The organism is Streptomyces sp. NPDC058665, assembly GCF_042714995.1.
In the GTDB taxonomy this organism is placed as follows: domain Bacteria; phylum Actinomycetota; class Actinomycetes; order Streptomycetales; family Streptomycetaceae; genus Streptomyces.
Window position 1 is genome coordinate 1 of sequence record NZ_JBHXRX010000049.1, and the last position, 26,820, is coordinate 26,820.

Sequence of the window (26,820 nt, forward strand, 5' to 3'; positions counted from 1 at the left end):
GGGAGACGGACTCCGTGACCCGCCGCGGGACCACCGCGCCGCCGGCGGGGAGAGCGCGGCGCGGCGCGGTCAGCGATAGACCCCGAACTCGTAGAGCGAGTAGCCCCACGCGGTGCCGCGCTCGGTCCCGTTCACCCGTACGTACCGGGCCGCGCCGGTGACCGCGATGTCGTCGATGCCCCCGTCACCCCCCGTCACGGTCCGCAGGGTGCTCCAGTCCTGCCCGTTGTCGGACGTCTGGACGGTGTAGCTCTTGGCGTACGCGGCCTCCCAGGCGAGCTGGATGTGCTTGAAGTCGGTCCGCGCGCCCAGGTCGACCTGGATCCACTGCGGGTCGGACCAGTCACTGGCCCACCGGCTGCCGAAGTCGCCGTCGACGGCGTTGGCCGCCGGGCACGGGCAGCCGACGCTGCCGGGCTGGAAGGACGACGCCGTGGCCGGCTTCCCCCTGGCCACGTTGGTGCCGTCGACGGGCGGCGGCACGACCTTGAAGGACTTGGTCTCGATCCCCACGTTGCCCTTGCCGTCGGACGCCTTGATGTAGACCTTCCACACCCCGAGCCGGTCCGGCGCGGTCACGGTGAAGTCCCCGTTGCCCTCGGCGGTGAACCGCGCCGGGGTCAACTGGCCGCTGTTGTCGATGTACTTGCTGTTGACCAGCACCTCGTAGCTCAGCGCGTCACCGTCCGGGTCCGTGATGTCCGACGTGACCTTGAAGGGACGTCCGGCCGGTACGGAAGTCGCGCCGTCGACGGCCATGTTGGAGATCACCGGTGGCTTGTTGTCACCGGCGGTGCTCCTGCCGTACGCCTCCTTCACCGCGTAGTAGGAGAGGCGTTTCTGGCCCGCGGGCAGCAGATTGAACCAGACACCGCCGAAGTCGTACTCGGTGCCGTAGTGGAAGAGCGTCGCTCCGAGCGCGACCCCCTCGTGGCCGACGACACAGTTCCACGCGTCCTTGTAGCCCTGGGCCTTCGCCGTGTCGGCGGGCTCCGACGCCACACCGTTCACGTCGTCGTCCACCTCCCACTCACCGGCGGGACCGCCCTCGGTGACGATGTAGGGCTTGGTGTAGCCGCCGGCGTTCCAGGTCTCCTCGATGTTGCAGACGTCGGCGTAGGAGTTGACCGCGTACAGATCGAGGTCGGGCGAGTTGCGCTGGTAGTAGGGCCAGGCTCCGGTCCAGGCGTCGGTCGAGGTCACGGGGTGGTTCGGGTCGACCGAGTGGATCTTCTTGGCGATGTCGTTGACGAAGGTCGTGTACGCGTTGCGCTGCTGCTCCAGCGCGTCGCCGCTGTAGCAGTTCTGGAGGCCGAGTACGGACTCGTTCCCGACGTTCCACATCAGCACACCCGCGTGGTCCTTGTAGGTCTCCACCCACTTCGGGAACTCGGCGAGCATGTCGTTCTTGTACTGGGTGTCGGTGAGGTAGTTGACGCAGCCGCCGCTGCCGGGGCCGCCGCCGGGCTGGAGCCAGAAGCCGGCGATGACCTTGATGCCGTTGGCGGCGGCGGAGTCGAGGAGCGGCTTGGTGGTGCCGTCGGTGCCCCAGGTCCGGACGGTGTTGACGCCCATGGAGGCCACATCGGGCATGTAGGTGCCGACGTCGGCTACGGCCGGGCCCCAGGTCAGGCCCTTGACCTGGTACGGCGCTCCGTCGACGGTCAGCTGCCAGGCACCCTGGGACCCGGTGACCTTGACGACGCTGCCCGCCGCCTGCGCGGGAGCGGCGGCCGGGACGGTCACGGCGATGGCCGCGAGAAGGGTGGTGGCGGCGACCGACGCCAGCGTACGGAGGCGGCCTGGCGCGGATCTCGGAAAGAGTCGTGAATCGCTCATGAGTCACCTGTGGGGAGAGTGCGGGCGGAGGGATATGGGAGGCGCGCAACGCGGAGTGGGAGAGCGCTCTCCCACCGGGGCGTTCTCCACCCCGGCGGAAGAGCGCCTTCGGTCACGGCAGTTCGTAGTCCTCGTTCAGGGCCGCACCGGCCCCGGGATTGTTCTGGTCGTAGCCGCGCGCGTCGCACTGGAGGCCGCCCACGACACAGTGGTTGACCATGGCGGCCAGCGTGGCGTTGTCCCAGGCGTTGAAGAAGTCGTAGTGGAAGGAATGTCCCGTTCCACTGGCGAGTCTCACCTTGGACATGTCCCCGTTCACCGGCCAGGCCATCTTGAACTCGACCATCGGCAGCGCCACCGGGTGCGACGTCGGGCAGACGTCCTGGTTGGCGCCCTGGACCAGCGGATAGGCCATATGGCTCTTGTGGTCCGGGGTGTCCAGATACCTTCCGTCCCAGCAACTGGGCGCCTGGAAGCGGAGGTTGAGCTGGACATCACGGGTGTCCGGGCAACTGAGCGGGATCTCGGTGTTGTTGAACGAGTTTCCGCACTCCCAGCCCTCCACCCAGCCCGGGTGGTCGCGGAACTCGTCGGCCGTCTGCGTCGGGCTGCCGACCACGAACCGCAGGCCCTTCGGGAACGGCCGGACGGTGCGGTAGTCGGTGACTCCCGCCTTGTAGTAGATGACCTGCGGGCCAATGGGCCGTACCGGCGTGTCCCCGTTGAGCAGGGTCGGCATCCAGTACGCGGACCGGTCGCCCGGCGCCTTGCACCCGGTGGTGCCGGCGTCCAGCGAGGCCGTGGTGCTGTTGGCGTCGGTGGTCCTGTTGCCCATGAAGGTGTGGTCGTGCGAGGCACCCGGCTGCCCCGGATAGACGATCGGGTCGTCCGGCCTGGTGTGGGTGACCTCGCAGTTGGCCTGGAACTCGTGGAAGTAGCGGTGCGGCGGCAGTTCGTCCGACGGTACGACGCCGGTGACCGGCGGGTTCGCCGGTATGTAGCCGTCGCCGTCGGGGTCGTCGCCCGAGGGTACGGGGACGGCCGGGGGCATCTTGTGTCCCGCGTGGGACGCGGCCGTGGTGCCGCGGCCGTTCCCGGGGTCGGCGGTGGCGGTGTCCGTGATCGCGGTCAGACCCATGGCCACCAGGGCCAGGGCGGTGAAGACGAGCAACGCGGACACCAGGGTGGTTCTGCGGAATCTTTCGGCCATGCGGACCTCCATGCCGCTCTTCGTCCGCATACGCGTCGTATGCGGTGGGGGGAGAGAGTGGTACTGGACGGTGCACCGCGGGGAGCGGCTCCCGGATCCGAAGGACCGTCAAGATCACCGCGATCACATCTCGATCGCCGGAATCACTGCGGGAGAGCGCTCTCCAAAGCCAGGCCAGTGTTACGCCGCCGCTGAGAGAGTGTCAAGAGTTGGTGAACGATGACCCGTACGGACCCCACTTCCGCCCAAGAGGTGAACGGAATCGACGCGCCCGACCCGGAATGCGGAAGAATGCGGGGCGGCTTGAACATCGATGAACAGCCTCGTCCGCCGGTACGTACACCTCTACCGCCGGACGAGGCACATCCGACGGAGACCCAGGAGCACACACGCATGAGTGGTACTGCCCAGATCGGCGTCACCGGGCTCGCGGTGATGGGCCGCAATCTCGCCCGGAACTTCGCCCGCAACGGCTTCACCGTCGCCCTGCACAACCGCACAGCGTCGAAGACCCACGCCCTGGTCGACGAGTTCGGCGACGAGGGCGTCTTCGTACCCGCCGACTCGGCCGAGGAGTTCGTCGCGGCGCTGGAGCGCCCGCGCCGTCTCGTCATCATGGTGAAGGCCGGCGACCCGACCGATGCCGTGATCCAGGAGTTCGCGCCCCTGCTCGAAGAGGGCGACGTCATCATCGACGGCGGCAACGCGCACTTCGCGGACACCCGGCGCCGCGAGAAGGAACTGCGCGAGCGCGGTATCCACTTCGTGGGCGTGGGCATCTCCGGCGGCGAGGAGGGCGCGCTGCACGGACCGAGCATCATGCCGGGCGGCTCCACGGAGAGTTACGCGTCCCTCGGCCCGCTGCTGGAGCGCGTCGCCGCGAAGGCTCCGGACGGCGCCCCGACGGTCGCGCACATCGGCCCCGACGGCGCCGGTCACTTCGTGAAGATGGTGCACAACGGCATCGAGTACGCCGACATGCAGCTGATCGCCGAGGCGTACCACCTGCTGCGCGCGGTCGCCGGCTACTCCCCCGAGAAGATCGCGGAGACGTTCCGGACCTGGAACACCGGGCGGCTCGACTCGTATCTGATCGAGATCACCGCCGAGGTGCTTGCCCACCAGGACGCCGAGACGGGGAAGCCCTTCGTCGACGTCGTGGTCGACCAGGCCGAGCAGAAGGGCACCGGGCGCTGGACGGTGCAGATCGCCCTCGACCTCGGTGTGCCGGTCTCCGGCATCGCCGAGGCGGTCTTCGCCCGCTCGCTGTCGGGGCACGCCGGGCTGCGGGACGTCTCGCAGACGCTGCCGGGCCCGAAGGCGACCGCGCTGAGCGAGGCCGAGGCTGCGCGCTTCGCCGACCAGGTGGAGCAGGCGCTGTACGCCTCGAAGATCGTGTCGTACACCCAGGGCTTCCACCAGATCCAGGCGGGCAGCGAGGAGTACGGCTGGAACATCGACCTCGGCTCGGTCGCCGCGATCTGGCGTGCGGGCTGCATCATCCGGGCGGCGTTCCTGGACCGGATCCGGGGCGCGTACGACGCGCAGCGCGATCTGCCGAGCCTGCTGGCGGACAAGCAGTTCGCCGAGGAGATCGGCGCGGCGCAGGACGACTGGCGCGAGGTGCTCGCGACGGCGGTGCGGCAGGGTGTGCCGACCCCGGGCTTCGCCGCGGCGCTCTCGTACTACGACGCGCTGCGCGCGGAGCGGCTGCCGGCCGCGCTCACGCAGGGGCAGCGGGACTTCTTCGGTGCGCACACCTACCGGCGTACCGACCGCGAGGGGTCGTTCCACACCCTGTGGGGCGGGGACCGCACCGAGGTCTCCGGCTGACGGGGCGAGCCTGTCCGTCAGGTCCCGGCTGAGCGGGGCCTGACGAACGACCGGACGCCGGCGGGCGGTTGCCCCGTCGGCGTCCGGTCGTTCCCGCTTCCGTACGAAGGCACCGGCGGGCCTTCCGTTCGAGGGTGGTGGGTTGGGGGTACACCGGGGGGGGACGTGGCTCAGGCGCGGCGGATCGTGATGTCGCCGACCCCGGTCCTGGCGTGCACCTCGACGGTCTCGTCGGAGTCGGCGGGGCCGCTGGAGGAGCCGAGCGAGTTGCGTACCGTGCCGTACTTGGTGTTCACGTCGAGCCAGGCGGCGGTGCCTTCGTGGATGCCGACTTCGAGGTCGCCGACGGAGGTTCGGAGGTCGAACCGGCCCCGGCGGGCGTCGGCGACACGGATCCGGCCGTTGGAGGACATCACCTCGGCTCCGGCGTGGGCGACGCCGATCTCGATCCGGCCGTTGGCGGACTTGGCGCCGACGCCGCTGTGGGCGACGCCGACGGAGATGTCGCCGTTGGCCGCGTTGGCCTTGAGGCCGCCGGTGATCTCGCCGATCTCGGTAGCGCCGTTACCGTTCTTCACCGTCGCGGTGCCCGCGACGGTGCCGATCTCGACCCGGCCCGCGCCGATGACCTCGATGTCTCCGGTCGAGCGGGCCAGACGGATGTCGCCGTGGTCGGTCTTGAGGTCGCCGCCGGCCACCTCGTCCACCTGGAGGTCCCCGAGCGAGGTCTTGAGCGTGACGTCCCCGAGGCGGCCCTCGCAGAAGAACCCGCCGAGGGAGGTGGTGGCCCGGACATCCGATCCGGCGGGCAGCTCGATGCTCACCTCGATGGTGCCCGGCTTGCCGAACAGGGACCGCTTCTTGGGTGTCTTGACGGTGAGACGGCCGCCGGAGAAGGTGACCTGTGTCTGCTGCACGGCACGTACGTCGTTGTCGTCGGATCCGTTGCTCGGCAGCACCTCGACGACGGTCTCGGTGCGCCTGCCCGCGATGACGCGGGCGGTGCCGGAGTCCAACTCCAGGGTGACGGAGATCGGTTGGGGGGTCTCGAAAGAAGGCATGGCTGTACCGTCCTCGTGGCTTGGGTGGTTGATCCCGCTGCTGAGGCGGGTGTTGAGGCTCTGGCTCGCCGCGTCAGCGGACCCAGCCGGTGAAGCCCCGGCCGCCCGAGTCCTTGCCGCGGCCCGCCGGGCTCGTGCGCTCACCGCCGTCGAGTGCGGTCGACACCGCCCGTACCAGCCAGGCGTTGACCGACAGGCCCTCCGCGGTCGCCGCGGCCTCGGCGCGGGCCTTGAGGTGGGCGGGGAGGCGGAAGTTGATCCGTGCCACGGCGCCGTCGTCGCCGTCCCCGGGCGGCGGTGGCGGCGGGAGCGCGGCGGGAGGCGCGACCGGCTCCCGCTCCTCCCGGAACGGCTCGGGGGCGGGCGGCGCCGTCACCACGAACTCCGGGTCGAGTCCCCGGAGTCGTACGTCGACCGAGCCCGGCGCGAGCTCCCGCGTGACCTCGCCCATGGCGGCGGACAGTGCGTTGAGGAGGGTGAGGCGGGCGGCGGATTCCAGGGGAGCGGTGAGCCGTTCGGCGAGGGCGCGGGCGTCTTCGCCGCCGGCGTCCGCGGCGACGGCCAGCTCTTGCCGGAGGTTGTCGACGTAGGGCGTGAGGTCCATGACGCCATCATGGCACATTAATGGCGCTATTGCGAGCCAGATAGGCCTCCCCTCCGGCGAGGCGGCCTCGACCTGCGACTTCGCATTCGAATTCATGCGTCATGGCGCCGCGCTGGCAGTGACGTGGCTTGCGATAGATCCACGGTGACACCACGGTGGCGCCACGCGGGTCACTGGGGCAACACGCCGGTGGTGCGGGTCAATTGCCAGCAGCCGCTTCACACAACGTTCACCGGCTGTGCTTCCGACCGGATGCAACCGGACCGCCGAACGCCCCTAGGGTCGCACCGGTTTCAGGCAATGTGGCTATACACGAAAGGTCGTGATTCGGGATGGAAGCGTTCCGGGAGAAGCGAAGAAGAAGGAGCCGATCGGCTCTGTTCGGCGGTGGCATGGTCGCGGCTCTGGCCGGGCTGGTGGCCTCGCTCGCCGCCGGTACCACCGCCGTCGCCGAGCCCTCCGCCGCCCAGGTGCGGCACCCCGTGGAGTACGTGGACCCGCTGATCGGGTCCGCGAACGGCGGCAACACCTACCCCGGCGCGAACCTGCCGTTCGGCATGATCGCCTGGTCCCCGACCAGCACCAGGGGCGACCAGACCGACACCGGCGCGGCCAACGGCTACTCGTACAACGCGACCCGGATGCGCGGCCTCAGCCTCACCCACGTCAATGGCGCCGGGTGCCACCCCGGTGCCGCGGGTGACGTGCCGATCATGCCGTTCGTGGGCGACGTCGACAGCTCACCGTCCGCCGACACCAAGGACGCGAAGTACGCCGCTGACTTCTCGCACGACAACGAGAAGGCGGAGCCCGGCCGTTACCGAGTGGGGCTCAACTCGGGCGCCGCTGCCGATCTCGCGGTCAGCGAGCGAGCCGGTGTCGCGGACTTCAGCTTCCCGGCCGACAAGCCGGCCAATCTGCTCTTCCGGGTCTCCAACTCCCTGAACGGCAGCGAGGACGCGCACGTCGAGATCGACGAGAAGGCGCGCAAGGTCACCGGCTGGGTGGAGACCGGGGCGTTCTGCGGGCGGCGCGCCAACGGCGGTGTGAACAACCGCAACAGCTACTACCGCCTCTACTTCACCGCTTCCTTCGACCGCGCCTTCTCCGGCGTCGGCACGTGGAAGAACGACCAGCTGTCCGCCGGCTCCACCACGGCCGACGGCGGCGAGGGCTACAAGACCGGGGCCGACCGCGCCGGTCAGGGTTCCGGCGGTTACGTCAGCTTCGACACCGCACGGGACAACGATGTCAGGATGCGGCTCGGCATCTCGTACGTCTCACTCGCCGGCGCCGAGGCCAACCTGCGCGGGGAGATACCGTCCCGGTCGAGCGTGGCCGACGTGGCGGCGAAGGGCCGGGCGGCCTGGGACCGGCAGCTGCGCGACGTCGCGATCAGCGGCGGCAGCGAGGCGCAGCGCACCGCGTTCTACACCGCGCTCTACCACTCGCTCCAGCAGCCCAACCTGATCAGCGACCGGGACGGCCGCTACTCCGGGATGGACCGCGAGACACACCGCGTGGCACACGGTCAGAAGGCGCAGTACAGCAACTTCTCCGGCTGGGACCAGTACCGCGCGCAGGTGCAGTTGCTCGCCCTCCTGGAGCCGCGCGTCGCAGGTGACTTCGCCCAGTCGCTGTTCAACTTCTCGAAGCAGAACGGCGGTGTGTGGGACCGCTGGGTGCACATCAGCGGCGCGACGCATGTGATGACGGGCGACCCGACGGCCGCGACGCTGGCGACGTTCTACGCCATGGGTGTACGGAACTTCGACGCCAAGGGCGCGTTCGACTCCCTCTACCGGCAGGCCACCGTCCCGCACCCGGACGGGCTCTCCGACGCGGGCTGCCCCGGTCAGTGCGAGGGACAGCGGCCCAATCTCGCCCAGTACCTCGACTCGCACTACGCGGCGCAGGACGCCTGCCACTGCTGGGGCGGCGCCGCCGAGACCCTGGAGGACTCCGTCGCTGACGCCGCGCTCGCCCAGTGGGCGCGGGAGCTCGGCCGCGACCGGGAGTACCGGGAGCTGAGTGAGCGAGGCGGCTACTGGAAGAACGTGTTCAACCCCCAGGCCACGGAGGGAGCCGGCTACATCCAGGCCAGGAACCTGGACGGCAACTGGGTCACTCCCTTCAACCCGGCGTCCGACCGCGGCTTCGCGCAGGGCAGCGCGGCCACGTACACCTGGATGGTCCCGCAGGACGTACAGGGCCTGGCCGAGGCGATGGGCGGCCGGGACACGGCGGCGGCCCGGCTGGACCTCTTCTTCCACAAGCCGGACGGCTCCTGGTCGATCCGCGGCGGCGACGCCCTGCGCTACGACCCCACGAACGAGCCGGGCATCCACGCGCCCTGGCTCTACAACGCGCTCGGGCAGCCCTGGAAGACCCAGGAGACCGTCCGCGAGATCGTCGACACGGTGTACGGGACCGGTCCTTCGGGGCTCCCGGGCAACGACGACCTCGGCACGATGTCCGCCTGGTACGTCTTCGCGGCGCTCGGCGTCTACCCGCAGGCACCCGGCCGGGGCGATCTGCTGCTCACGGCTCCGCTGTTCCCGCGCGCGGTGGTCGCGGGCGCGGACGGGCGGCGCGCGATCACCATCACGGCTCCGGCGGCTTCGGACGCGAACCAGTACGTGGACGAGGTCCGGCTGAACGGCCGGGTCCGCGACGCTTCGTGGGTCGACTCCGCGCTGGTACGCCGCGGCGGTTCGCTCACCTTCACCCTCACGGACCAGCCGGACACGACATGGGCGACGAGGCCGGGCACACTGCCCCGCTGATCGCACCGCGTAAGACGCTCTCGTAGGTCTTCACCGGGCGACGCCGGAGCCCTCGACCTTCGTGGTCGAGGGCTCCGGTGCGTACGTCTCATGTTCGGGCGGGTGGGTGGCCTGATCCCATGGACGCGCCTTGGCCCACCGGGCCCGGCTGGGGCTCCGGGTCCGGGACCGGGTCGGGGCCCGGAGGGCTGGGGATCGGGTCCGGGGTGGGGCCCGGCGGGGGTCCGGGAACGGGCGATGGCCCCGGCACGGGGCCGGGGGCGGGGCCCGGTTCGGGGCCGGGCGGGCCCGGCGGGGGTTTGGGCGATGGCGGTACGGGGTCGGGATACGGATGGGTCATGCCAGTCCTCCAAAAGTACGGACTCGTGCGTTCCCAATGTCTCGCGATGCGCGTGCCCACGCGCGCCGGGTCCACGCATGACCGGCCCGCCGCATCACCCCCGCCGGCCTCACCAGCGCCCGGAGTCCGCCTTCAACCGGGCCTCGGCCGCGCGCACCGTGTCCTCGTCGGCCGCGGGCGCCACGGTCACCTCGTCAGGGTGGCGCTGCGCCCACCTGGCGGCGTACGGGCACAGCGGTACGACGGGTACGCCCTCGCGGCCGGCCATCTCGTAGAACTCCTTCACCAGCGTGCCGGCGATGCCCTTGCTCTCGTGGCCCTGCTCCACCACGGTGTGGACGGCCACGAGCGCGGCGGGGGCGCCTGCCAGCACGAAGTAGCCGACGACGCCGACGAGCTCGTCGCCCTCGTACGCCTCCAGCCGGCCCTGTGCCCGGTTGTCGCGGATGTCGGTCTCTGCCATGGCTGATCCGTCTCCCTGGTCGTCGGCGAAAACGCTCCGGGTGCTCTCGTGCTCTCCGTACGAGGCGGAGGCCCGCCGGAATCATCCGGCGGGCCTCCATCCGAAGCAAGTGGACCCCAGGCGGACCGGTGCCTCAGGTGATCGTCAGGGTGTCCTTGGCGGTGGCCGTCGAGCTGGTGCCGACGATGATGTCGACCGTCCCCTCCTCGACCACGAAGCGCCCGTCCGGATCGTTGGTCCAGAAGCCGAAGTCGTCCGCGCCGAGACTGAAGCGCACGGTGGTGGACGCCCCGGCCGCGAGGGTCACGCGGCGGAATCCGCGCAGTCGCCGTACGGGCTGCACGATGCTCGCGACCGGGTCGCGCAGATACAGCTGGACGACCTCGTCCCCCTCGCGCTCCCCCGTGTTGCGTACGGTGACGGCGACCTCTACGTTGCCGCCCTCTCTCAGGGACCCTGCGGTGATGGAGCTCCGGCTGAGGGACGGCTCGGTGAGCGTGAAGGTGGTGTAGCTCAGACCGTGCCCGAACGGGTAGCGCGGGCCGTCGGCCACGTCCAGATAGCGGGAGACGTAGCGCTGGTCCGGGTCGGCCGGGTCGTAGGGGCGGCCGGTCCGTTCGTGGTTGTAGTTGACGGGGATCTGGCCGACCGTACGGGGGAAGGACGCCGGGAGCCGGCCTCCGGGATCGACGTCCCCGAACAGCACGTCGGCGACCGCGTTCCCGGCCTCCATACCGGGGTGCCAGGCCTCCAGGACGGCCGGGGCGTCGTCGGCCCAGTCGCCGAGGGTGAGCGGGCGGCCGTTGACGAGGACGACGACGTACGGCTTGCCCGTCGCCGCGACCGCGGCGATCAACTCCTCCTGCCGGCCCGGCAGTCCGATGTCGCTGCGCGAGTTCCCCTCGCCGCTGATGGCGGGGCTCTCCCCCACGACGACGACGGTGACATCGGCGGCCCGCGCCGCCGCGACGGCGGCCGGGAGCGTGCCGGTGTCCTGCCCGGCGGCGTCGATGCCCAGGGCGTGGGTCACCTCGGCGTCCGGTACGGCGGCGCGTACGCCGTCCAGCACCGTGACGGACCGGAACTTCTCCGCACCGGGTCCCGCCCAGGTGCCCTGGAGGTCGTCGGAGTCACCGAACGGCCCGACGACGGCGACCGATCCGACCGTTTTCGCGAGCGGCAGCGCTCCCTCGTTCCTCAGCAGCACCATGGAGCGCGCGGCGGCCGTACGGGCTGCCGACCGGGCCCGCTCCGTCGGGCCGGGGATCTCGGCCGCCTCCGGCACGTACGGGTCGTCGAAGAGCCCGAGGCGGAACTTGACGCGCAGGACGCGGGTGACCGCGTCGTCAAGCCGCGCCGCGTCGATCCGCCCTTCGCTCAGCAACTTCCTTCCGTGGTCGGTGACATGCGTGCTGACCATCTCCATGTCGACACCGGCGTTGACGGCGAGTGAGGCCGCGTCCGCGCCGTCGGCGGCGAAGCCGTGCGGGATGAGCTCCTGCACTCCCGACCAGTCGCTGACGACGAAGCCGTCAAATCCCCAGTCCTGCTTGAGAATTCGGGTGAGGGTGTGCTCGTTGCCGTGCGCGGGGACACCGCTGATGGTGTTGAACGCGGCCATGACCGTGGCCACTTGGGCGTCCACGGCCACCTTGAACGGCGGCAGGTAGTGATTGCGCAGCCGCGCCTCGGACACGTCGACGGTGTTGTAGTCCCGGCCGCCCTCGGCCCCGCCGTACGCGACGTAGTGCTTGGCGCAGGCGGCGATCCGGTCCTTCGCCTTCAGGTCGCCGCCCTGGTAGCCGCGTACCTTGGCCGCCGCCAACACGGCGTTGAGATACGGGTCTTCGCCGCCGGACTCGGCGATCCGGCCCCACCGAGGCTCGCTGGTGACGTCCATCATCGGCGCGAACGTCCAGTGCACGCCGTTGGAGCGGGCTTCGGCCGCAGAGACCGACGCGTCGAGTTCGGACACCGCCGGGTCGAAGCTCGCTGCCTGCGCGAGGGGGATCGGGAAGGTGGTCCAGAAGCCGTGGATGATGTCGAGGCCGAAGATCAGCGGGATGCCGAGCCGGGACTCCTCGACCGCGATCCGCTGGAGTGCGTTGCTCTCCCTGGCGCCGTGGATGTTCAGTACGGAGCCCAACAGGCCCGCACGGGCGGCCTCTTCGGCCTGCCGGGTCTGGGTACCGCCGGGGCCGGTGGCTCCCGCCCAGGCGAGCTGCTGGAGCTGGCCGAGCTTCTCGTCCTCGGTCATCCTGGCGAGCAGTTCGGCGACGGGGCGGTGGTACGGGTCGGCCGGGGTGGCGGCTTGCACGACGTGTCCTCTCGGTGGCGGGCGCGGGGCCGCCGGTGGCGGGGGACGCACCTGCCAGCGCGCCTGCCGCGACGGCGGTCGCACCGATCGTAGTGAGCGAGCTCCACGCGGACAGCAGGACAAAGCGGGAGATCAGGCATGTTGATCGATAATCCGGGCGGGGAACACGAGCTTCCGGCCACGGTCGGGACGCGGTTCGGCTGCGGTTTCCCGCTCCCGCTCGCGCCTCGGACACCGTGCGATACATTTTGCGACGCCTTTGCCACGATCATCTTCAGCAGCGGAGACGAGCTTCCCAATGAACGACATAGTCAACGGACTTGGCCGGGCCGGCGCCTACGGCGCGCTCGGTGTGGTCCTTCTGATCCTCGGCATCGTCCTCGTCGACCTGCTGACGCCGGGGAAGCTCGGCAAGCAGATCTGGGAGGAGCGCAACCGCAACGCCGCGCTCCTGCTCAGCTCGGCGCTCCTGGGGATCGGCGGCATCGTCTTCACGTCCATCTGGACGACGTACGACGACTTCGGCAAGGGCCTGGCGTCGACGGCCGCGTTCGGGGTGCTCGGCCTGGTGATGATGGCGGTGGCGTTCCTCGTGGTGGATCTGGTCACGCCGGGCAAGCTGGGCGCGACGCTGGTCGAGGCTGAGCCGCACCCGGCGGTGTGGGTCACGGCGTCGTGCAACATCGCGGTGTCGGCGATCGTGTCGGCGTCGATCGCCTGAACGGCGGGGCGTACGCGTACGGCCGGGCTGCCGGAACAGCCCGGTCGCGTCAGCCGCGCCGACGCCTCGTCCAGGGCGTGTCCTTCGGATCAGGCCGGGATCGTGACCGAGGTCAGCACGATGCCCTTCTCCGACAGCCAGCGTCCGTCGAACGTGTGCAGGGTCCGGTCCCCCGCCCGCGCCGGACCGGCGAGCAAGTGGGCCGTGAACGTACCGCCCACCGGGTCGAAGACGAGCCGGGCCTGCTCGAACTCCAGGAAGCGCCTCGTCAGCGGGAACCACGCCTTGTAGACCGACTCCTTGGCGCTGAACAGCAGCCGGTCCCAGGGGATCCCGGGCACGGACTCCAGGAGTTCCTTGACCGCGATCTGCTCGTCGGGCAGGGCCACCGCCTCCAGTACCCCGGAGGGCAACGGCAGCGCGGGCTCGGCGTCGACACCGATCGAGGTGACATGCGCGGGGCGGGCGACCACGGCCGCGCGGTAACCCGCGCAGTGGGTGATGCTGCCGACCACGCCCTCCGGCCACAGCGGGGAGCCACGCTCGCCGGTCAGGATCGCGCCGGCGGGCGCGCCCAGCCGTGTCAGGGCCTGGCGCGCGCAGTGCCTGGCGGTGGCGAACTCGCCTCGGCGCTGCTGTACCGCGGACTTCACCAACAGGGCCTCCTCCGGGAAGAGTGTGGCCTCGGCGAGGTCTCCGTACGCCTCGGCGGTCTCCACCTCGGCGGGCACGATACGCTCGATCACCGCGTCTGCCCCGCTTCCTCACGGATCGGCAGTGGAAGTATCTGTACGGGGCGGCCCGGCTGCTGCGCGCGCCGTCCCCACTCCCTCGGGTAGCCGAGGGAGACCTCCTGATGAGGCACCCCGTCGCACCACATCAGCCGGGGGATGTGCAGATGCCCGTACACGACCGACGCCGCCCGGAACCTGCGCGGCCAGTCCGCCGACGCCTCGGTGCCACACCAGAGGGCGAACTCCGGGCGCCACAGCACGTTCGTGGGTTCGCGCACGATGGGCCAGTGGTTGATCAGGACGGTGGGCAACTCGGCCGGGATCTCGGCCAGTCGGCGCTCGGTGGCCGCGAGCCGGGCGCGGCACCACGCCTCCCTGCTGGGATACGGGTCGGGGTGGAGCAGGAACTCGTCGGTGCAGACGACTCCGGCTGCCTCGGCGACCGCGAGGGCGGATGCCTTGGAGTCGGTGCCGGCGGGCCGGAAGGAGTAGTCGTAGAGGAGGAACAGCGGCGCGATCACGGCGGGGCCGCCTTCGCCCTCCCAGATGGGGTAGGGGTCCTCGGGCGTGACGACGCCGATGCGGCGGCAGAGTTCCACGAGATGGCGGTACTTCGCGTCGCCCCTGAGCTTGACCGGGTCGTCGGGGGCGGTCCACAGCTCGTGGTTGCCGGGCACCCAGATGACCTTCGCGAACCGCTCGCTCAGCGTGCGCAGGGTCCACTCGATGTCGGACACCAGCTCACCGATGTCACCGGCCACCAGGAGCCAGTCGTGCTCCGACTCGGGCCACAGGGAGTCGGCGATCTTCCGGTTCTCCGGGTGCCGGATGTGCAGATCGCTCGTCGCGACGAGCCGTCCGGGCTTCTTCGGTGACGAGGCGGAGCCGGGCGTGGGGTGGACAGCGGAGGGGGGCGGCGCCGCGCCACGTATCTCATAGGTCGTCACCGGTAATCGCTCCGAACTCGGCGGGCCCGCAAGTAGCGCATCTGCCAAGGATATGCAGGCGCCCCCAATGATCAACCCCTACTCTCCCCTGCCGCGCGATCGGCGGGCGCGGGCCGGCCGCCGGGGCGCAGGAGCTCGATGTCCGTGCCCCACGAGTCGATGACCGAGGCGTGACCGGCCTGCCGGGCGGCGTCTTCGACGGTCGCGAAGAGGGCGCGCTGCGTGGCGGGGTCGCCGTCGGCGACGACGCGCAGTATCCGCGGAAGCAGCGCGTCGGCGGCCCACTGCGGGGCGCCCAGCGGATGGTGTGCCAGCTCCCATGGCAGGTACTTGTTGTACGGCCGGACCCGCTGGTGCAGGGCGAACACGACCGTGAGCAGGTACGGGACGCTCTCCGCCGCGTCGAGGTGTGCGACGTCGGGGCGGCCGTCGCGGTGGCTCTTGAGGGACCGGTAGAGGGAGTTGATGTACGCGTCCAGTTCGGAGCGGACCAGTTGGTGCGCTTCGGGATCGTCGAGCACGGCCTTCTCGCCGACGAGTCGCGTGATCGTGCCGCCGAGCCGGTCGAGCAGCACCTGGCTGTGGACGAACGCGTACCGGTCCCAGGCGTACGTGTCTCCGGGCAGGGCATGGGCGCGGAACTCCGACAGGGAGAGCGGCATCACGTCCAGCGCGGGCGAGCGCCGGCCCTCGGCGACGGCGGGCGGGACGCCCGCGCGGTCGTCGGCGATGATCACGTAGACGTCGTGGTCGGAACGGGCGGTCGCCATGCCGCGCCTGGCCCGCGATCCGCTCAGGACGAGGCCGAGCACGTCGGGCGACGCGGAGGCCCGGGACACGAAGTCGGTGAACTCGGCCGAGACTTCGGCCGATGGACCGGGGTTCCGCGGCATGGTCGCGAACGCCTTTCCGGGCTGCGCCTTCTCCGGTCAGGGGTGGCGGGCCGAGAGGACGCAGAACTCGTTGTCCTCGGGGTCCGCGAGGACGACCCAGCTCACATCGCCCTGGCCGACGTCGGTGTGGCGGGCGCCCAGGGCGAGCAGACGGGTGACCTCCGCGTCCTGCTCCCTGTCGGTCGGATTGACGTCGATGTGGAGCCTGTTCTTGACGGTCTTGCCATCGGGCACCTTCGCGAAGGTCAGCATCGGCGGGACCGGTCCTGGGCGGTCCTTGCCCTCAGGGAGCGCGGGGGAGCCGATGATGACGATTCCCTCGTCCTGGTCCCGCACCTCGTAGTCGAGGACCGCGCACCAGAACCGGGCGAGACCTTCCGGGTCGGCGCAGTCGATGGCGAGTTCGGTGAACTTACTGGCCATGTCGGGACCCTCCAGTCGGATAGCGGCTCCACTTCACGGGGCGTGAGGCTATCGGTCGGGGTGGGCGGGCGGAAATGCTTTTCCAGGGGGGCGGCGCTTCGGTCGCGGGGCGTTGTCAGTGGTGCCGGATACGGTTCGTACATACGAACTAGGAGGCACCGTGTCCACCAAGTGGAGCCTGACGATCGACTGCGCGCACCCCGGGAAACTGGCTGAGTTCTGGGCGCTCGCGCTCGGGTATGCGGAGCCGCCCCCGCCGGCCGGTTTCTCCTCGTGGGAGGCGTGGCTCATCGACTACGGAGTCCCGGAGGAGGAGTGGGACGACGGGGCGTATCTGGCGGATCCGGACGGGGTCGGGCCCACCCTGTCCTTCCTCAAGGTCCCGGAGTCGAAGGTGGTGAAGAACCGGCTGCATCTGGATCTCCGGGTCGGCGGTGGCCGGGATGTGCCCTGGGAGACACGGTGGCCGCGGGTCCTCGCCGAGGTCGAGCGGCTGACCGCCGCGGGGGCGACGGTGATACAGGAACACGAGTTGAAGGGGAAGCCGGACCATGTGGTGATGGCCGACCCGGAGGGTCACGAGTTCTGCATCGTCTGATCCCCCCGGTCCTCTCCCCCCGGTTCTCCCATCGACGAATCGAGGCCGTAGATGAGCGACAACATCCTGTCGGTCATACCGACCGACCCCCATTGGCAGCCCGGCCCCGAGGCTGCCGACCGTACGGCCGCGGTCGTGGCCGAGCTGATCCCGGGACTGACCGACGGCTTCGCCGATGTCCAGGTCAGCTGGCACGACGCGATCATGATCGTCGACTGCGGAGCCAACCTGGAGAGGATCGGCTGCCCGCGGTGTGCCGGATCCGTGGACCCCAACTGGTGGACCGAGCTCCTGGAGACCCGGGGGGACACCGGCTTGTCCACGCTGCTGACCCAAGTCCCCTGCTGCGGCGCCGAGTTGTCGATCGACACGCTGGATTACGAGTGGCCGTGCGGCTTCGCCCGTTTCGAGATAGCGATCTGGAACCCGGGCCGTGACTGGTTCACCGGCGAGGAGCTGACCACGCTGACCGCCGCGCTCGGCAGGCCGGTACGTCAGGTCATGGCTCATATCTGACGCCGGGCGCGAGGGCTTCGGCGGGTTGGTCGGTCACTCCGAGGCGGAGGTGTTCCACGTGGTAGAGGGCCTGGTCGAGGAGGCCCGCGACGTGGTTGTCGTGGAGGGCATAGACGACGGAACGGCCCTGGCGCGTGCCGGCGACCAGGCCGAGGTTGCGCAGCAGGCGCAGTTGGTGGGAGCAGGCCGACTGCTCCATGCCGACGGCCGCGGCCAACTCCGTCGCCGCGCAGGGCCCTTCGCGCAGGCGGGCCAGGATCAGCAGACGTGACGGGGTGGCCAGCGCCTGGAGGGTGGTCGCGACCTGCGGCGCGTTCTCCGCGGTCAGCCGGGTGCGCGGTGTCGCGTCGCTGTCCGGGGTGTTCGCTCCGTGGCCCATGGTCTCCATCCTACGGAAGGAACACATGAATACCTGTTCAAGCGTTCCTGTACGGTGAGGGCACGACCTCCTCCCCTGAAGGACTCCTGCCGTCATGGCCTCCACCCTGACCGAACCCGCACCGTCCCGCCCCGCCCATGCCACCGCCACCACCACCGCCACCCGGCGGCGCACCCGCGTGCTGGCGCTGCCCGAGGCCCGCTGGGCAGCGGTCTCCCTGGCGCTGTTCCTGTTCGCCCTCCCGTTTGACCTGCTCGGCGCCCCGGCATGGACCTGGGGACCGCTGTTCGCCGCCACCTACCTCACCGGCGGCTGGGAGCCCGGATGGGAGGGCCTGAAGGCGCTCAAGGACAAGACGCTGGACGTGGATCTGCTGATGGTGGTCGCCGCGCTCGGTGCCGCCGCCATCGGGCAGGTCCTCGACGGGGCGCTGCTGATCGTCATCTTCGCCACCTCCGGCGCCCTGGAGGCGATCGCCACCGCGCGCACCGCCGACTCGGTGCGCGGACTGCTCGATCTCGCACCCGGCACCGCCACCCGGCTTCTGGCCGACGGCACCGAGGAGAGCGTGGCGGCCGAGGACCTCGCTGTCGGGGACACCATCGTGATCCGTCCCGGCGAGCGGATCGGGGCCGACGGGCGCGTACTCGACGGGGCGAGCGAGGTCGATCAGGCCACCATCACGGGCGAGCCTCTCCCCGTCGCCAAGACGACCGGTGACGAGGTCTTCGCCGGCACCCTGAACGGCACCGGCGCGCTGCGGGTCGAGGTCGGGCAGGACGCCTCGGACTCGGTGATCGCCCGCATCGTGAAAATGGTGGAGGAAGCCTCCGAGACCAAGGCGCCCACGCAGTTGTTCATCGAGAAGGCCGAACAGCGGTACTCGATCGGCATGGTCGTCGCCACCCTGGCCGTGTTCCTGGTCCCCCTCGCCTTCGGCGCCGGACCGGCCGACTCGCTGCTGCGGGCGATGACCTTCATGATCGTCGCGTCGCCGTGCGCCGTGGTGCTGGCCACCATGCCGCCGTTGCTCTCGACGATCGCCAACGCGGGCCGGCACGGCGTGCTGGTGAAGTCCGCCGTGGTCATGGAGCGGCTGGGCCAGGTCGACTCGGTCGCCTTGGACAAGACCGGGACACTGACCGAGGGCACCCCGCGTGTCACCGACATCCGGCCACTGGACGGCTCCGGTCTGGACGAGGACGGCCTGCTCAGGCTCGCGGCGGCGGCCGAGCACCCCAGCGAGCACCCGCTCGCGCGCGCGATCGTGGACGCCGCCCGTGCCCGCGGCCTCGCGGTCCCCGCCACTGAGGGGTTCAGCTCCTCCCCCGGCGTCGGCGTCACGGCCACCGTGGGCGGCGACTCGATCGCCGTCGGCGCCCCCTCCCGGCTGCTGACCGGGCTCCGGAAGACGTCGTCGGCCGCCGCTCTGGCGGGTGAACTGGAGGAGGACGGCCGTACCGCCGTACTGGTTCAGGTGAACGGTGCGCCGGCCGGTGTGCTGGGTATCGCGGACCGGCTCCGGCCGGACGCCGCGGCCACCGTCGCCTCCCTGACGAAGCTCACCGGCAGCACCCCCGTGCTCATCACCGGAGACAACCCGCGCGCCGCCGCACGCCTGGCCGCCGAGGTGGGCATCACAGACGTACGGGCCGGGCTGCTGCCGCAGGACAAGGTCGCGGCCGTCCAGGAGCAGGAGAGGAACGGGCGCAGGGTCCTGGTGGTCGGCGACGGAGTCAACGACGCGCCCGCGCTCGCCGCCGCCCACACCGGTATCGCGATGGGCCGCGCGGGGTCCGATCTCGCGCTGGAGACCGCGGACGCGGTCGTCGTCCGTGACGAACTCGCCACCGTACCCACGGTCGTCGCCCTCTCCCGCCGCGCCCACACTCTCGTCGTGCAGAACCTCGTCATCGCGTCGGTGTTCATCACCGGCCTGGTGGTCTGGGACCTGGTGGGGCACCTGCCACTGCCACTCGGTGTCCTCGGCCACGAAGGGTCAACCGTCATCGTGGGCCTCAACGGCCTGCGCCTGCTCCGCGAGTCCGCCTGGACGCGCGCGGCGGCGGATGCGGGCGCGCCCTCGCCGTCGGGGGGCGGGACACCCCGGCAGGCGCCCCGCCCCGTCCTCAACGACCCGCCGCAGACGGTGAGTTGACCGTACAGTCGGGTCAGCTCGTGCCGGTGCCGCTACGGCGCCGGAACCACCAGGCAGCGCCGCCCACGCCCGCGACGACGAGCACGACGACAGCCACGATCGCGAGGGTGTTGGTGTCCTCGTCCTCCGTGTCGGCCGCACCGGTCTCGGCGCTGTCCGTGGCCGTGTCCGCCGGCTCGGCCGGGGCGGACGGAGTCGGGGTGGTGGCCGGCTCGGCGGACGGGCTGGGACTGAGCGGCTTCGCGCCGGGCTCGGCGGGCGCGAGTTCGAGGATGGGCGCGAGGTTGCCGTGCCCGCCCCCGGCGGGCTCTTCGAGTTCGATCCACCGGTCGACGCGGCCGTCGCTGTAGGTCTGGAGCGTCTTGAACGCCACCGAATCGGCATCCGGAAGCTGCCGTACGGTCACGGCGTACGCGACGTCCTCACCGACGGCGACCGCCGGGCCGCCCACGCTGTAACCCCGCTCGGTGACGGCCAGCTTCCAGCCCTCCGGGCCGTCCTTGTACGTGATGTCGGCCGGCTCGATGCCCTTCGGCAGCACCACCTCCAGCTTGGCGATTCCGGCCTTGTCCGACTCCGTCTCGGCGCTGAAGTCCAAGGTGACGTTCTCGGCGAGTGCGCCGGCGCCCTTGGACTCGACTTCGACGTGCGCCGATGCCGGTACGGCGAGAGCGAACGAGACCGCCAGGGTCACGGCGGTGACAGCGGTAACGGCGGACAGACGGCGGGTGAAGCGCCGCCCGGTCATACGGGTCACGGGTAACTCCCATGGTGGTGAAGGGTTTCGCGGCACGCGGAAGCAGGCCGCCAGGTCAGCTGACGAGAGCGGGCTTCGTCGGAGGACCTCGGCGCACCACCACGTACGCGAGCATCAGGAAGTCGTACGGAGGGGACTTCGCCCGCGCTGCGACGGGCAGCGGCGGACGGGGCGCCGGCAGGACCGTTCCCGCCGGGATGAGCAGTACGACGAGGGAGCCGATGGCCTCGCCGAGGCGTTCGCCGAGGAACGAACAGGCGGAGTCGGCGCGTTGGAGACACCAGGCGACAAGGAGAGCCGCGGTGATATGGGCCGCTGTCATCGTCACGCCGTGCCCGCCGGAGTGCCAGGCGTTGTGGACGTCGTGCGAACCGGTATGGCCGCTCATCGTGTGCGGACTTCCGGCGGGCCGGCCCGGGGCACGTGAGAGCCAGAAGTGCAGGGCGAGTTGGGCCGCGCCGGTGGCCGCCATCACCGTGGGAAGCGACCTCGGCCGACGAGAGAAGGGGAGCGTCACCGGGAGCAGCAGCCCGAGGACGACCCATGGGCTCCGACCGGGTACAGGCTGCCCGGTGGCGAGATGGTGCCCCGTGATGGCGAGCACCGTACTCGCCACGCTGAACACCGTGCCGCGCACAGCGGCCACCGGCACGCCGCTCAGTGGACCTGACCTGAATCGTCGCGCGGCGCGGGAACGTGTCGTCCGGAGCATGGCGGCCACCAGCATGACCTATCGGAGCGGCCCGCCCGGGAGAGATCCGGAATGTTCCCGGCCGTCAGGCGTCACCCTGCTCCCGCAACTCGGCGAGATACGCGGCCGACAGACCTCCGCTGCGGGTCAGCCAGTCGCCCAGTACGGCGATCTCGTCGGGCGAGTAGTCGGCGAAGACATCGGCGAGGCGGTCGTCGAGGGCGGCTGGCACCCGGGTATCGCCGGGCTCTGAGCCGACCGGGCACTCGTTCGTACCGACGGCGTGGCCAACCCGCCGTTCCCTAACCGCCGTTGGCGGCCCCCGCCTTCCGCAGTGCCAGAGCCGCGAGCGCCGACGGGGCGCCCAACTGGCCGCGGATTCCCGGGAAGGCGTTGATGTCCACGATCAACGGGGCGCCGCCGACGTCGATGATGTCGACGCCGTACACGTCCAGTGCGAAGACGGCCCCGACCGCACGGGTGAGTTCGACCCAGCCGTCCGGCAGATCACCGAGCGCGAGCGGCAGCGTCGGCCCCCGGCCGTCGTCGTCCGCCAGCTCCGAGCGGCGGAGCGCGGCGAAGACGCGGTCGGCGATCACCCAGAGCTTCCGGTCCCAGCCGCTGTTCTCGGTGAAGGGCTGCACCACGACCGGTTCCTCCTCCCACGTGACGCGGAGCGTTCGCAGTTGGGCGGGGGTGTCGACGCGGGCGACGAGATCGTTGCGACGGCTGTGCCGGCTCTTCACGACCAAGGGGTGGGTGAGGTCGGCCCGGGTGGCGAGTTGGCGCAGCGTCGCCAGGGTCGTGGTCTTCGCGAACGGCAGGCCGGCTTCGTGCGCCAGTGCGGCCATCGCCGTACGGTCCTGGCACAGCCCGGTCGCGGCGGCCGAGTTCACCACGGTGGCGCCCCGCTCCTCCAAGGACCGGGCCAGGGCCAGCGCTTGCGGGGTTCTGGCCTTGAGCAGGTAGACGTCGGCGAGTGGGCCGGCCAACTCGCGCCCGTAGGAGAAGGGTTGATCACCCGCGGTCGGATCGACCGGCTCAACTCGGTGGTGGGACGCCAGAAGCGCCGTCATGCCGGCCAGGAGGGGATGGCCGGGGCGGGGAGTGATCAGGCCGATCCTCATCCGGCCTCACCGGCCCCGGAACACGCCGCCTGCCGCCGCACCACCGTCCCGCCCGTACGGGCCAGATCGAGTATCGCCCGTGCCACTCGCGCCCTCGCGTCCGGTACCTGACGGAAGCTCGGAAAGTCGTTCACGTCGACGATCACCGGACCGTCCGGCCCCAGCAGTACGTCCACGCCGTACAGATCGAGCCCGTGGACGGCGCCGGCCTCGGCCACGACGGCCGCCACTTCGGTGGTCAGCGGCACACGCCGCTCGAAAGCGGTCTGTCCGGGATGCAGAGGGGAGGACCGCTGGGCCGCGTACAGTTCGCCCGCGACGCTGTAGACCTTGAGATCCACCCCGGAGTTGGGCACGTACGGCTGGGCGATCAGCATCCCATCCGCCGCCAACTCCTCCTTCATCCCGGCCAGCAGTCCCGGCGACGCGACCAGCCGCACTCCTCTGCCGGAGCTCCCGTCGGCAGGCTTCACGACGAGGGGGAAGTCGGCGTCCGGTATCTCCGCCAGTAACTCCGGGCGGGCCGCCGCGTACGTCTTCGGCACCGGCAGACCTCCGCTGCGCCCGATCGCAGCCGCCAGCGCCTTGTCCCGTACGCCCCGGACCGATCGCGCGTCGTTGACCGTCGTCAGGCCGACGGCAGCGGCGGCCTCCAGCAGGGTCAGCCCCGGACCGCCGGACACCGTCTTGAGCACCCAGGCGTCGTGGCTGCCCGCCCGTACGGCGTCCGACACCCGTAGCAGCGAACTGCCGGGCCGCAGCACGTCCACATGGTGCCCCCACTCCCTGAGCTGGGCGATCACCTCAACCGGCATACCGTCGTAGCGGTACTGCTCCTCCACCAAAAAGCAGAGCTTCATCGACCTTCCCCGCCCGGTGACCACCGGATAGCCGCGAGCGCCGCTGCGCACGCTCCCACAGCGAAGATCGCACAGCGGCCGATGCCGACCGCCGGGCGGGGGCGGTACGGTCTCCGTGAGAACGGGCTCCGATGCCGCACGTTCCCCTCTGAATTCAGGCACTTCTCCGTATGAAAGGAACGACGGCAGCGCGTGCAGAGCTCAGCCTTTGACGAACTCGACATCGCCATCGTCGACGCCGTGCGCTCCGCTCCACGCGTCAGCTGGCGGAACCTGGCGCCCGTCCTGGGCGTGGACGCCGCGACCGTCAGCCGGCGCTGATCGCGCATGCAGTCCGAAGGAGTCGCCTGGGTCACCGTGCATCCGGCGGGCTGTGCGACCCCCGCGTGCGCGCTGGTGGAAATCACCTGCACGCCGGGGCGGTCGAGGACCGTGGCGGAGATCCTCGCCGCCGACGTCGAGGCGGCCACCGTCAAGCTGACATCGGGCGCGCGGGACATGATGGTGCTGGCGCAGGCGCCCAGCCTCGACGCGCTTTCGGACTATCTGCTGAACCGGCTGAAGCCGGGGCCGAACCCCTCGGCGAGAGCGTCGTATGCGCGGCGCTCCGTGGTCGAGGTGGGCTTGGCCTCATCACCCGGCATACCCATCCGCAGGTCCAGCGCCGGCACGGCGAGCGCGCCCAGGCCGATCACGGTGGCCAGCAGCACCGTCAGCGGGCGTCGCAGGACGAAGTACGCCCAGCGGGTGCTCAGGTCCGCGGCTTCCGGGGTCTGGTGGGATGCCTGGCGGCGGCGCGTCAGGACCTTGGAGAACGGGAGCCCCGGAATCCGGAGCTTGGGGATCCGGATCCTGGGTACGGGCAGCCGGCGCCTGGAGGCGCGGGCCCTGCTCCCGCCCTTGCGGACCTGACGGGCGAGGACTGAGTTCGGCCAGAAGCCGAGCAGTGCGGGACCAGGGTCAGCGCGATGAGGACACCGACGACGACGGTTCCGGCGGCGGACATGCCCATCTTCGCGAGCATGGGCACACCGAGGACCGACAGTCCGGCGAGTGCGATGACGACGGTGAGTCCGGCGAACACGACGGCGGACCCAGCTGTGCCCAGGGCCTGGCCGACGGCTTCGTGCGGATCGTGCCCCTTCCCGCGTTCCTCTCGATAGCGGGAGACGACGAACAGGGAGTAGTCGATGCCGACCGCGAGTCCGAGCATCATGGACAGCTCACCGCTGGTCGAGGAGAGACCGAAGGCATTGGCCGGAGCGGTGATGCCCGCCAGGCTGATGGTGACGCCGACGAGGGCGGTGATCAACGGAAGCCCCGCGGCGGCCAGCGAGCCGAAGGTGATCAGCAGCACGACCGCCCCGACGCCGACACCGAGAATCTCACCGATACCGGCCGGGGGCTCACCCCAACGCGCTTCCGCCGACCTCGACGGTGAGACCGGTGCCGCGGACTTCTTCGACGGCCCCTTCGAGCTGCTTCTTGCTGCTGTCGGTGACCTCGTCGTCCTTCACCTGGTAGGTGACCGTGGCGTACGCGGTGGTCTTGTCCTTGCTCAGCGCCGGCCCTTCGAACGGGCTCGACACATCGGCGACCTGCGGTCCGTCGGCGGCCTCGGCGACGAAGTCGTCGATGACCGACCTGCTGGCGGCGGCGGTGACCTGCCGTCCTTCGGGGGCGACAAAGACGATTCGCGCGCTCGCGCCGTTCGCCTCGCTGCCGGGGAACCGCTCGTTGAGGAGGTCGAAGGCCTTCTGGGATTCGATCCCCGGCATGGAGGACGAGTCGTCGGGTGCGGCCGGGGCGCTGAGGGCGGCGAGGCCGACAACAGCGAGGACAGCCACCCACATCAGGGCAACCCAGCGCCGGCGTCGGAAGGCCCATCGGCCCAGTCGGTGCAAGTAGCGCGCCATCAAGGAGTCTCCGTATCTGTTCTCGGGAACCCCACCAGGCTGTCCGGAAGTGCCATGGCCCGTCGTCGTCAGTCCTGCGACAGTGCGCTACTGAGTTTCGAGTACCGGTCGCCGCCGCCCATGAGCCTTGAGAACTATGACGCGCGTCACCAGCCCTGGGACCGTCGGCGTCTTGGCCGACTTCGCCTCGGGCAGTTCGGCGATCACGTCGCGCACCGAGGCGCGACCGCCCGTGAGCGAGGGCACGCGCGCGCACGGTGAGAATGTTCGGCTGGACATCACCCTCCGGTCATACCCGGAACCACCATCTTCCGGGCACGATGATCGGACCGTCGTTGACGGCAACTGTTCGACGCGGCAGCCGAGTTGGTCGGCGAAAGCGGACGTGGAGGGGTAACAGATGAATCGGGTACGGGGGTTCGGTGTGGCGGTGGCCGCGGGGGCGGCACTGCTGCTCGTGGGGTGCAGCGCCCCGACGGATTACAGCGAGATAATCACGTTCACCGACGAGCACGGCCGTGCGTGCACCGCGGCGGTGGTCGTCGACCAGGAACAGAACGAGGGCGACGACTACGAGATGTCCACTCTCGACTGCGACTACCCCCCGGAGGGCAGGGCGCCGGGGCCGACCACCTACTCCCCCATGCCGGAGCGGGACTCGAAGTGACTTCGTGACTCCGCGTCAGCAAGGGGTCTGATCCAACGGACAAGACGTGGGGGCTCACGTCCCGGCGGGATGTGAGCCTCTCACGTCGTTTCGTCCCCTTCGTTCTCTTCCTTCTCCTCGTTCTCGTCGCTCTCGTCGCTCTCGTCGTTCTCCGCCTCCATGGCCTCTTCGTGTGTCCGGACGACCTCGCCGTCCCGGATCTCCCCGCGCCAGGCCTCGGGCTCGGTGTCGGTGAGGGTCACGTACCGCTGGAAGTTCTTGAAGTCGAGCCGCAGACGGCGGCCTTGGGCCCGCCAGAGGTTGCCCGTCTTCTCGAAGAAGCCGGACGGGTAGTACTCGACCACGAGCACGATCCTGGTCAGGTTCGGCGCCATCTCATGGAAGCTGACGGCCCCCTGAGTGGTGCCCTTGGAGCCCTCGGACGTCCATACGATGCGGTCGTCGGGGATCTGCTCCAGGACGGTGGCCTCGAAGTTACGGGTCGAAGGACCCACCTTGGTCGTCCACTTGCTCGTGATGTCGTCGTCCTCGTCCTTCGAGACGTTGCCCACGCCCTTGGTGTACTCGGCGAACTTCTCGTACTCGGTCCAGTAGTCGTACGCGGTCCTCAACGGCACGCCCACGTCCAGGACTTCGACGAGGTTCGTCACCTTCACGTCCCCGGTGCCCGGCCTGCCCCCGCCGAGGCCCGTCAGGTCCTTGGCCTTGTCCACCACGGAGTCCTTGACGGATTTCGCCTTCTCGGAGACCACCGAGCCGAGCGGCGATTCGCCGTGCAGAATGCGGGAGCCGATGGCGGGCAGCTGTCCGCCGTTGTCCGCGATGTCCGTCAACTTGCCCGTGACGTCTGTCAGTTTGCCGCCGACCTTGTCCACCGCACGGTCCAGTGTCAACGAGACATAGTGAGAGAGTTCCTCACGCAGCCTCTCGGCGTTCGAGGGTGCGGTGCCGGTGGCGGTGTCCTCCTTGGTGCTGGTCAT

The 26,820-nt window shown here is 70.4% G+C and carries 25 protein-coding genes and 1 pseudogene; 8 read left to right on the forward strand and 18 right to left on the reverse strand.

The window, feature by feature from the left end; translation table 11 throughout:
* Positions 1-69: 69 nt before the first annotated feature.
* Both ACFWV8_RS27295 and ACFWV8_RS27300 read right to left on the reverse strand, forming a co-directional pair.
* A complete protein-coding gene (locus tag ACFWV8_RS27295) occupies positions 70-1,839 on the reverse strand; it encodes a discoidin domain-containing protein (RefSeq protein ID WP_384209038.1) in 1,770 nt (589 codons plus the stop codon).
* 112 nt (positions 1,840-1,951) lie between these two features.
* Positions 1,952-3,049 (reverse strand): DUF1996 domain-containing protein, encoded by a 1,098-nt coding sequence (locus ACFWV8_RS27300; RefSeq protein ID WP_384209041.1) that lies wholly within the window; start codon positions 3,047-3,049, stop codon positions 1,952-1,954.
* A 393-nt stretch (positions 3,050-3,442) separates the two neighbouring features.
* Between ACFWV8_RS27300 and gndA the strand changes: the two genes are divergently transcribed.
* The gene (gndA, locus tag ACFWV8_RS27305) at positions 3,443-4,882 is read left to right on the forward strand and encodes an NADP-dependent phosphogluconate dehydrogenase (protein ID WP_384209045.1); all 1,440 of its coding nucleotides are present in this window, start codon (positions 3,443-3,445) and stop codon (positions 4,880-4,882) included.
* Positions 4,883-5,052: 170 nt separating this feature from the next.
* Here gndA and ACFWV8_RS27310 read toward each other — a convergent pair whose 3' ends face one another.
* Both ACFWV8_RS27310 and ACFWV8_RS27315 read right to left on the reverse strand, forming a co-directional pair.
* Positions 5,053-5,943: a DUF4097 domain-containing protein gene (locus ACFWV8_RS27310; protein WP_384209050.1), complete on the reverse strand. Its 891-nt coding sequence runs from the start codon at positions 5,941-5,943 to the stop codon at positions 5,053-5,055.
* Between the two features lie 73 nt (positions 5,944-6,016).
* The gene (locus ACFWV8_RS27315) at positions 6,017-6,547 is read right to left on the reverse strand and encodes a toxin-antitoxin system HicB family antitoxin (RefSeq protein WP_384209057.1); all 531 of its coding nucleotides are present in this window, start codon (positions 6,545-6,547) and stop codon (positions 6,017-6,019) included.
* 392 nt (positions 6,548-6,939) lie between these two features.
* On the opposite strand from ACFWV8_RS27315, the gene ACFWV8_RS27320 reads away from it, so the two are divergent.
* Complete coding sequence (locus tag ACFWV8_RS27320; RefSeq protein ID WP_384209061.1) at positions 6,940-9,333, forward strand: GH92 family glycosyl hydrolase; 2,394 nt, start codon at positions 6,940-6,942, stop codon at positions 9,331-9,333.
* A 449-nt stretch (positions 9,334-9,782) separates the two neighbouring features.
* Here the strand turns inward: ACFWV8_RS27320 and ACFWV8_RS27325 are convergent, their stop codons facing one another.
* Entirely contained in the window at positions 9,783-10,136 is a 354-nt protein-coding gene (locus ACFWV8_RS27325) for a GNAT family N-acetyltransferase (RefSeq protein ID WP_384209065.1), read from the reverse strand.
* Positions 10,137-10,269: 133 nt separating this feature from the next.
* Positions 10,270-12,393: a glycoside hydrolase family 3 N-terminal domain-containing protein gene (locus ACFWV8_RS27330; protein WP_384209202.1), complete on the reverse strand. Its 2,124-nt coding sequence runs from the start codon at positions 12,391-12,393 to the stop codon at positions 10,270-10,272.
* A gap of 358 nt (positions 12,394-12,751) precedes the next feature.
* Here ACFWV8_RS27330 and ACFWV8_RS27335 point away from each other — a divergent pair, with 358 nt between their 5' ends.
* Positions 12,752-13,174 carry a DUF350 domain-containing protein gene (locus ACFWV8_RS27335; RefSeq protein WP_329378370.1) on the forward strand — a complete coding sequence of 141 codons (423 nt, stop codon included), beginning with the start codon at positions 12,752-12,754 and terminating at the stop codon, positions 13,172-13,174.
* 89 nt (positions 13,175-13,263) lie between these two features.
* On the opposite strand, the gene ACFWV8_RS27340 is transcribed toward ACFWV8_RS27335, so the two are convergent.
* The 4 genes from ACFWV8_RS27340 to ACFWV8_RS27355 all read right to left on the reverse strand — a co-directional run bounded on the left by ACFWV8_RS27340 (position 13,264) and on the right by ACFWV8_RS27355 (position 16,171).
* Positions 13,264-13,920, reverse strand: a complete 657-nt coding sequence (locus ACFWV8_RS27340; protein WP_384209072.1) for a 4'-phosphopantetheinyl transferase — start codon at positions 13,918-13,920, stop codon at positions 13,264-13,266.
* Complete coding sequence (locus ACFWV8_RS27345) at positions 13,917-14,855, reverse strand: metallophosphoesterase family protein (protein WP_384209075.1); 939 nt, start codon at positions 14,853-14,855, stop codon at positions 13,917-13,919. The genes ACFWV8_RS27340 and ACFWV8_RS27345 overlap by 4 nt, the downstream gene beginning before the upstream one ends.
* Positions 14,856-14,926: 71 nt before the next feature.
* Positions 14,927-15,748, reverse strand: coding sequence for a hypothetical protein (locus ACFWV8_RS27350; protein ID WP_384209078.1), 822 nt, complete (start codon positions 15,746-15,748; stop codon positions 14,927-14,929).
* 36 nt (positions 15,749-15,784) lie between these two features.
* Entirely contained in the window at positions 15,785-16,171 is a 387-nt protein-coding gene (locus ACFWV8_RS27355; protein ID WP_384209084.1) for a VOC family protein, read from the reverse strand.
* A gap of 160 nt (positions 16,172-16,331) precedes the next feature.
* Between ACFWV8_RS27355 and ACFWV8_RS27360 the strand changes: the two genes are divergently transcribed.
* Both ACFWV8_RS27360 and ACFWV8_RS27365 read left to right on the forward strand, forming a co-directional pair.
* Positions 16,332-16,769 (forward strand): VOC family protein, encoded by a 438-nt coding sequence (locus tag ACFWV8_RS27360; RefSeq protein WP_384209090.1) that lies wholly within the window; start codon positions 16,332-16,334, stop codon positions 16,767-16,769.
* A gap of 51 nt (positions 16,770-16,820) precedes the next feature.
* The gene (locus ACFWV8_RS27365; protein WP_384209094.1) at positions 16,821-17,285 is read left to right on the forward strand and encodes a hypothetical protein; all 465 of its coding nucleotides are present in this window, start codon (positions 16,821-16,823) and stop codon (positions 17,283-17,285) included.
* On the opposite strand, the gene ACFWV8_RS27370 is transcribed toward ACFWV8_RS27365, so the two are convergent.
* A complete protein-coding gene (locus ACFWV8_RS27370; protein WP_384209096.1) occupies positions 17,269-17,664 on the reverse strand; it encodes an ArsR/SmtB family transcription factor in 396 nt (131 codons plus the stop codon). The genes ACFWV8_RS27365 and ACFWV8_RS27370 overlap by 17 nt on opposite strands.
* Positions 17,665-17,758: 94 nt before the next feature.
* On the opposite strand from ACFWV8_RS27370, the gene ACFWV8_RS27375 reads away from it, so the two are divergent.
* Positions 17,759-19,822, forward strand: coding sequence for a heavy metal translocating P-type ATPase (locus ACFWV8_RS27375; protein WP_384209099.1), 2,064 nt, complete (start codon positions 17,759-17,761; stop codon positions 19,820-19,822).
* 13 nt (positions 19,823-19,835) lie between these two features.
* Here ACFWV8_RS27375 and ACFWV8_RS27380 read toward each other — a convergent pair whose 3' ends face one another.
* From ACFWV8_RS27380 to ACFWV8_RS27400, 5 genes are all read right to left on the reverse strand, one after another.
* Positions 19,836-20,570: a DUF1775 domain-containing protein gene (locus ACFWV8_RS27380; RefSeq protein ID WP_384209205.1), complete on the reverse strand. Its 735-nt coding sequence runs from the start codon at positions 20,568-20,570 to the stop codon at positions 19,836-19,838.
* A gap of 64 nt (positions 20,571-20,634) precedes the next feature.
* Positions 20,635-21,231 carry a hypothetical protein gene (locus tag ACFWV8_RS27385; RefSeq protein ID WP_384209103.1) on the reverse strand — a complete coding sequence of 199 codons (597 nt, stop codon included), beginning with the start codon at positions 21,229-21,231 and terminating at the stop codon, positions 20,635-20,637.
* Positions 21,232-21,355: 124 nt separating this feature from the next.
* Complete coding sequence (locus ACFWV8_RS27390) at positions 21,356-21,502, reverse strand: hypothetical protein (RefSeq protein WP_384209106.1); 147 nt, start codon at positions 21,500-21,502, stop codon at positions 21,356-21,358.
* A 70-nt stretch (positions 21,503-21,572) separates the two neighbouring features.
* On the reverse strand, positions 21,573-22,397 hold the full coding sequence (locus tag ACFWV8_RS27395) for a RimK family alpha-L-glutamate ligase (protein ID WP_384209109.1): 825 nt from the start codon (positions 22,395-22,397) through the stop codon (positions 21,573-21,575).
* Complete coding sequence (locus ACFWV8_RS27400; protein WP_384209112.1) at positions 22,394-23,257, reverse strand: RimK family alpha-L-glutamate ligase; 864 nt, start codon at positions 23,255-23,257, stop codon at positions 22,394-22,396. The genes ACFWV8_RS27395 and ACFWV8_RS27400 overlap by 4 nt, the downstream gene beginning before the upstream one ends.
* A gap of 192 nt (positions 23,258-23,449) precedes the next feature.
* Here ACFWV8_RS27400 and ACFWV8_RS27405 point away from each other — a divergent pair, with 192 nt between their 5' ends.
* Positions 23,450-23,578, forward strand: a complete 129-nt coding sequence (locus tag ACFWV8_RS27405; RefSeq protein ID WP_384209115.1) for an AsnC family protein — start codon at positions 23,450-23,452, stop codon at positions 23,576-23,578.
* Positions 23,579-23,814: 236 nt separating this feature from the next.
* On the opposite strand, the pseudogene ACFWV8_RS27410 reads toward ACFWV8_RS27405, so the two are convergent.
* Positions 23,815-25,173 (reverse strand): annotated as a pseudogene (locus ACFWV8_RS27410) (MMPL family transporter); the annotation flags it as partial.
* Positions 25,174-25,573: 400 nt separating this feature from the next.
* Between ACFWV8_RS27410 and ACFWV8_RS27415 the strand changes: the two are divergent.
* Positions 25,574-25,840 (forward strand): hypothetical protein, encoded by a 267-nt coding sequence (locus ACFWV8_RS27415; RefSeq protein ID WP_384209118.1) that lies wholly within the window; start codon positions 25,574-25,576, stop codon positions 25,838-25,840.
* Between the two features lie 80 nt (positions 25,841-25,920).
* Here the strand turns inward: ACFWV8_RS27415 and ACFWV8_RS27420 are convergent, their stop codons facing one another.
* Positions 25,921-26,820: an SRPBCC family protein gene (locus ACFWV8_RS27420; RefSeq protein ID WP_384209121.1), complete on the reverse strand. Its 900-nt coding sequence runs from the start codon at positions 26,818-26,820 to the stop codon at positions 25,921-25,923.

Bases quoted from the DNA above. Each gene is read 5' to 3' on its own strand.
- ACFWV8_RS27295 (WP_384209038.1), bottom strand. From the start codon at position 1,839: ATGAGCGATTCACGACTCTTTCCGAGATCCGCGCCAGGCCGCCTCCGT.
- ACFWV8_RS27375 (WP_384209099.1), top strand. From the start codon at position 17,759: ATGGCCTCCACCCTGACCGAACCCGCACCGTCCCGCCCCGCCCATGCC.
- ACFWV8_RS27420 (WP_384209121.1), bottom strand. From the start codon at position 26,820: ATGACCAGCACCAAGGAGGACACCGCCACCGGCACCGCACCCTCGAAC.
- ACFWV8_RS27325 (WP_384209065.1), bottom strand. From the start codon at position 10,136: ATGGCAGAGACCGACATCCGCGACAACCGGGCACAGGGCCGGCTGGAG.
- ACFWV8_RS27335 (WP_329378370.1), top strand. From the start codon at position 12,752: ATGAACGACATAGTCAACGGACTTGGCCGGGCCGGCGCCTACGGCGCG.
- ACFWV8_RS27300 (WP_384209041.1), bottom strand. From the start codon at position 3,049: ATGGCCGAAAGATTCCGCAGAACCACCCTGGTGTCCGCGTTGCTCGTC.
- gndA (WP_384209045.1), top strand. From the start codon at position 3,443: ATGAGTGGTACTGCCCAGATCGGCGTCACCGGGCTCGCGGTGATGGGC.
- ACFWV8_RS27395 (WP_384209109.1), bottom strand. From the start codon at position 22,397: ATGAGGATCGGCCTGATCACTCCCCGCCCCGGCCATCCCCTCCTGGCC.
- ACFWV8_RS27315 (WP_384209057.1), bottom strand. From the start codon at position 6,547: ATGGACCTCACGCCCTACGTCGACAACCTCCGGCAAGAGCTGGCCGTC.
- ACFWV8_RS27365 (WP_384209094.1), top strand. From the start codon at position 16,821: ATGAGCGACAACATCCTGTCGGTCATACCGACCGACCCCCATTGGCAG.
- ACFWV8_RS27330 (WP_384209202.1), bottom strand. From the start codon at position 12,393: ATGACCGAGGACGAGAAGCTCGGCCAGCTCCAGCAGCTCGCCTGGGCG.
- ACFWV8_RS27310 (WP_384209050.1), bottom strand. From the start codon at position 5,943: ATGCCTTCTTTCGAGACCCCCCAACCGATCTCCGTCACCCTGGAGTTG.
- ACFWV8_RS27320 (WP_384209061.1), top strand. From the start codon at position 6,940: ATGGTCGCGGCTCTGGCCGGGCTGGTGGCCTCGCTCGCCGCCGGTACC.
- ACFWV8_RS27400 (WP_384209112.1), bottom strand. From the start codon at position 23,257: ATGAAGCTCTGCTTTTTGGTGGAGGAGCAGTACCGCTACGACGGTATG.
- ACFWV8_RS27415 (WP_384209118.1), top strand. From the start codon at position 25,574: ATGAATCGGGTACGGGGGTTCGGTGTGGCGGTGGCCGCGGGGGCGGCA.
- ACFWV8_RS27350 (WP_384209078.1), bottom strand. From the start codon at position 15,748: ATGCCGCGGAACCCCGGTCCATCGGCCGAAGTCTCGGCCGAGTTCACC.
- ACFWV8_RS27370 (WP_384209096.1), bottom strand. From the start codon at position 17,664: ATGGGCCACGGAGCGAACACCCCGGACAGCGACGCGACACCGCGCACC.
- ACFWV8_RS27380 (WP_384209205.1), bottom strand. From the start codon at position 20,570: ATGACCGGGCGGCGCTTCACCCGCCGTCTGTCCGCCGTTACCGCTGTC.
- ACFWV8_RS27355 (WP_384209084.1), bottom strand. From the start codon at position 16,171: ATGGCCAGTAAGTTCACCGAACTCGCCATCGACTGCGCCGACCCGGAA.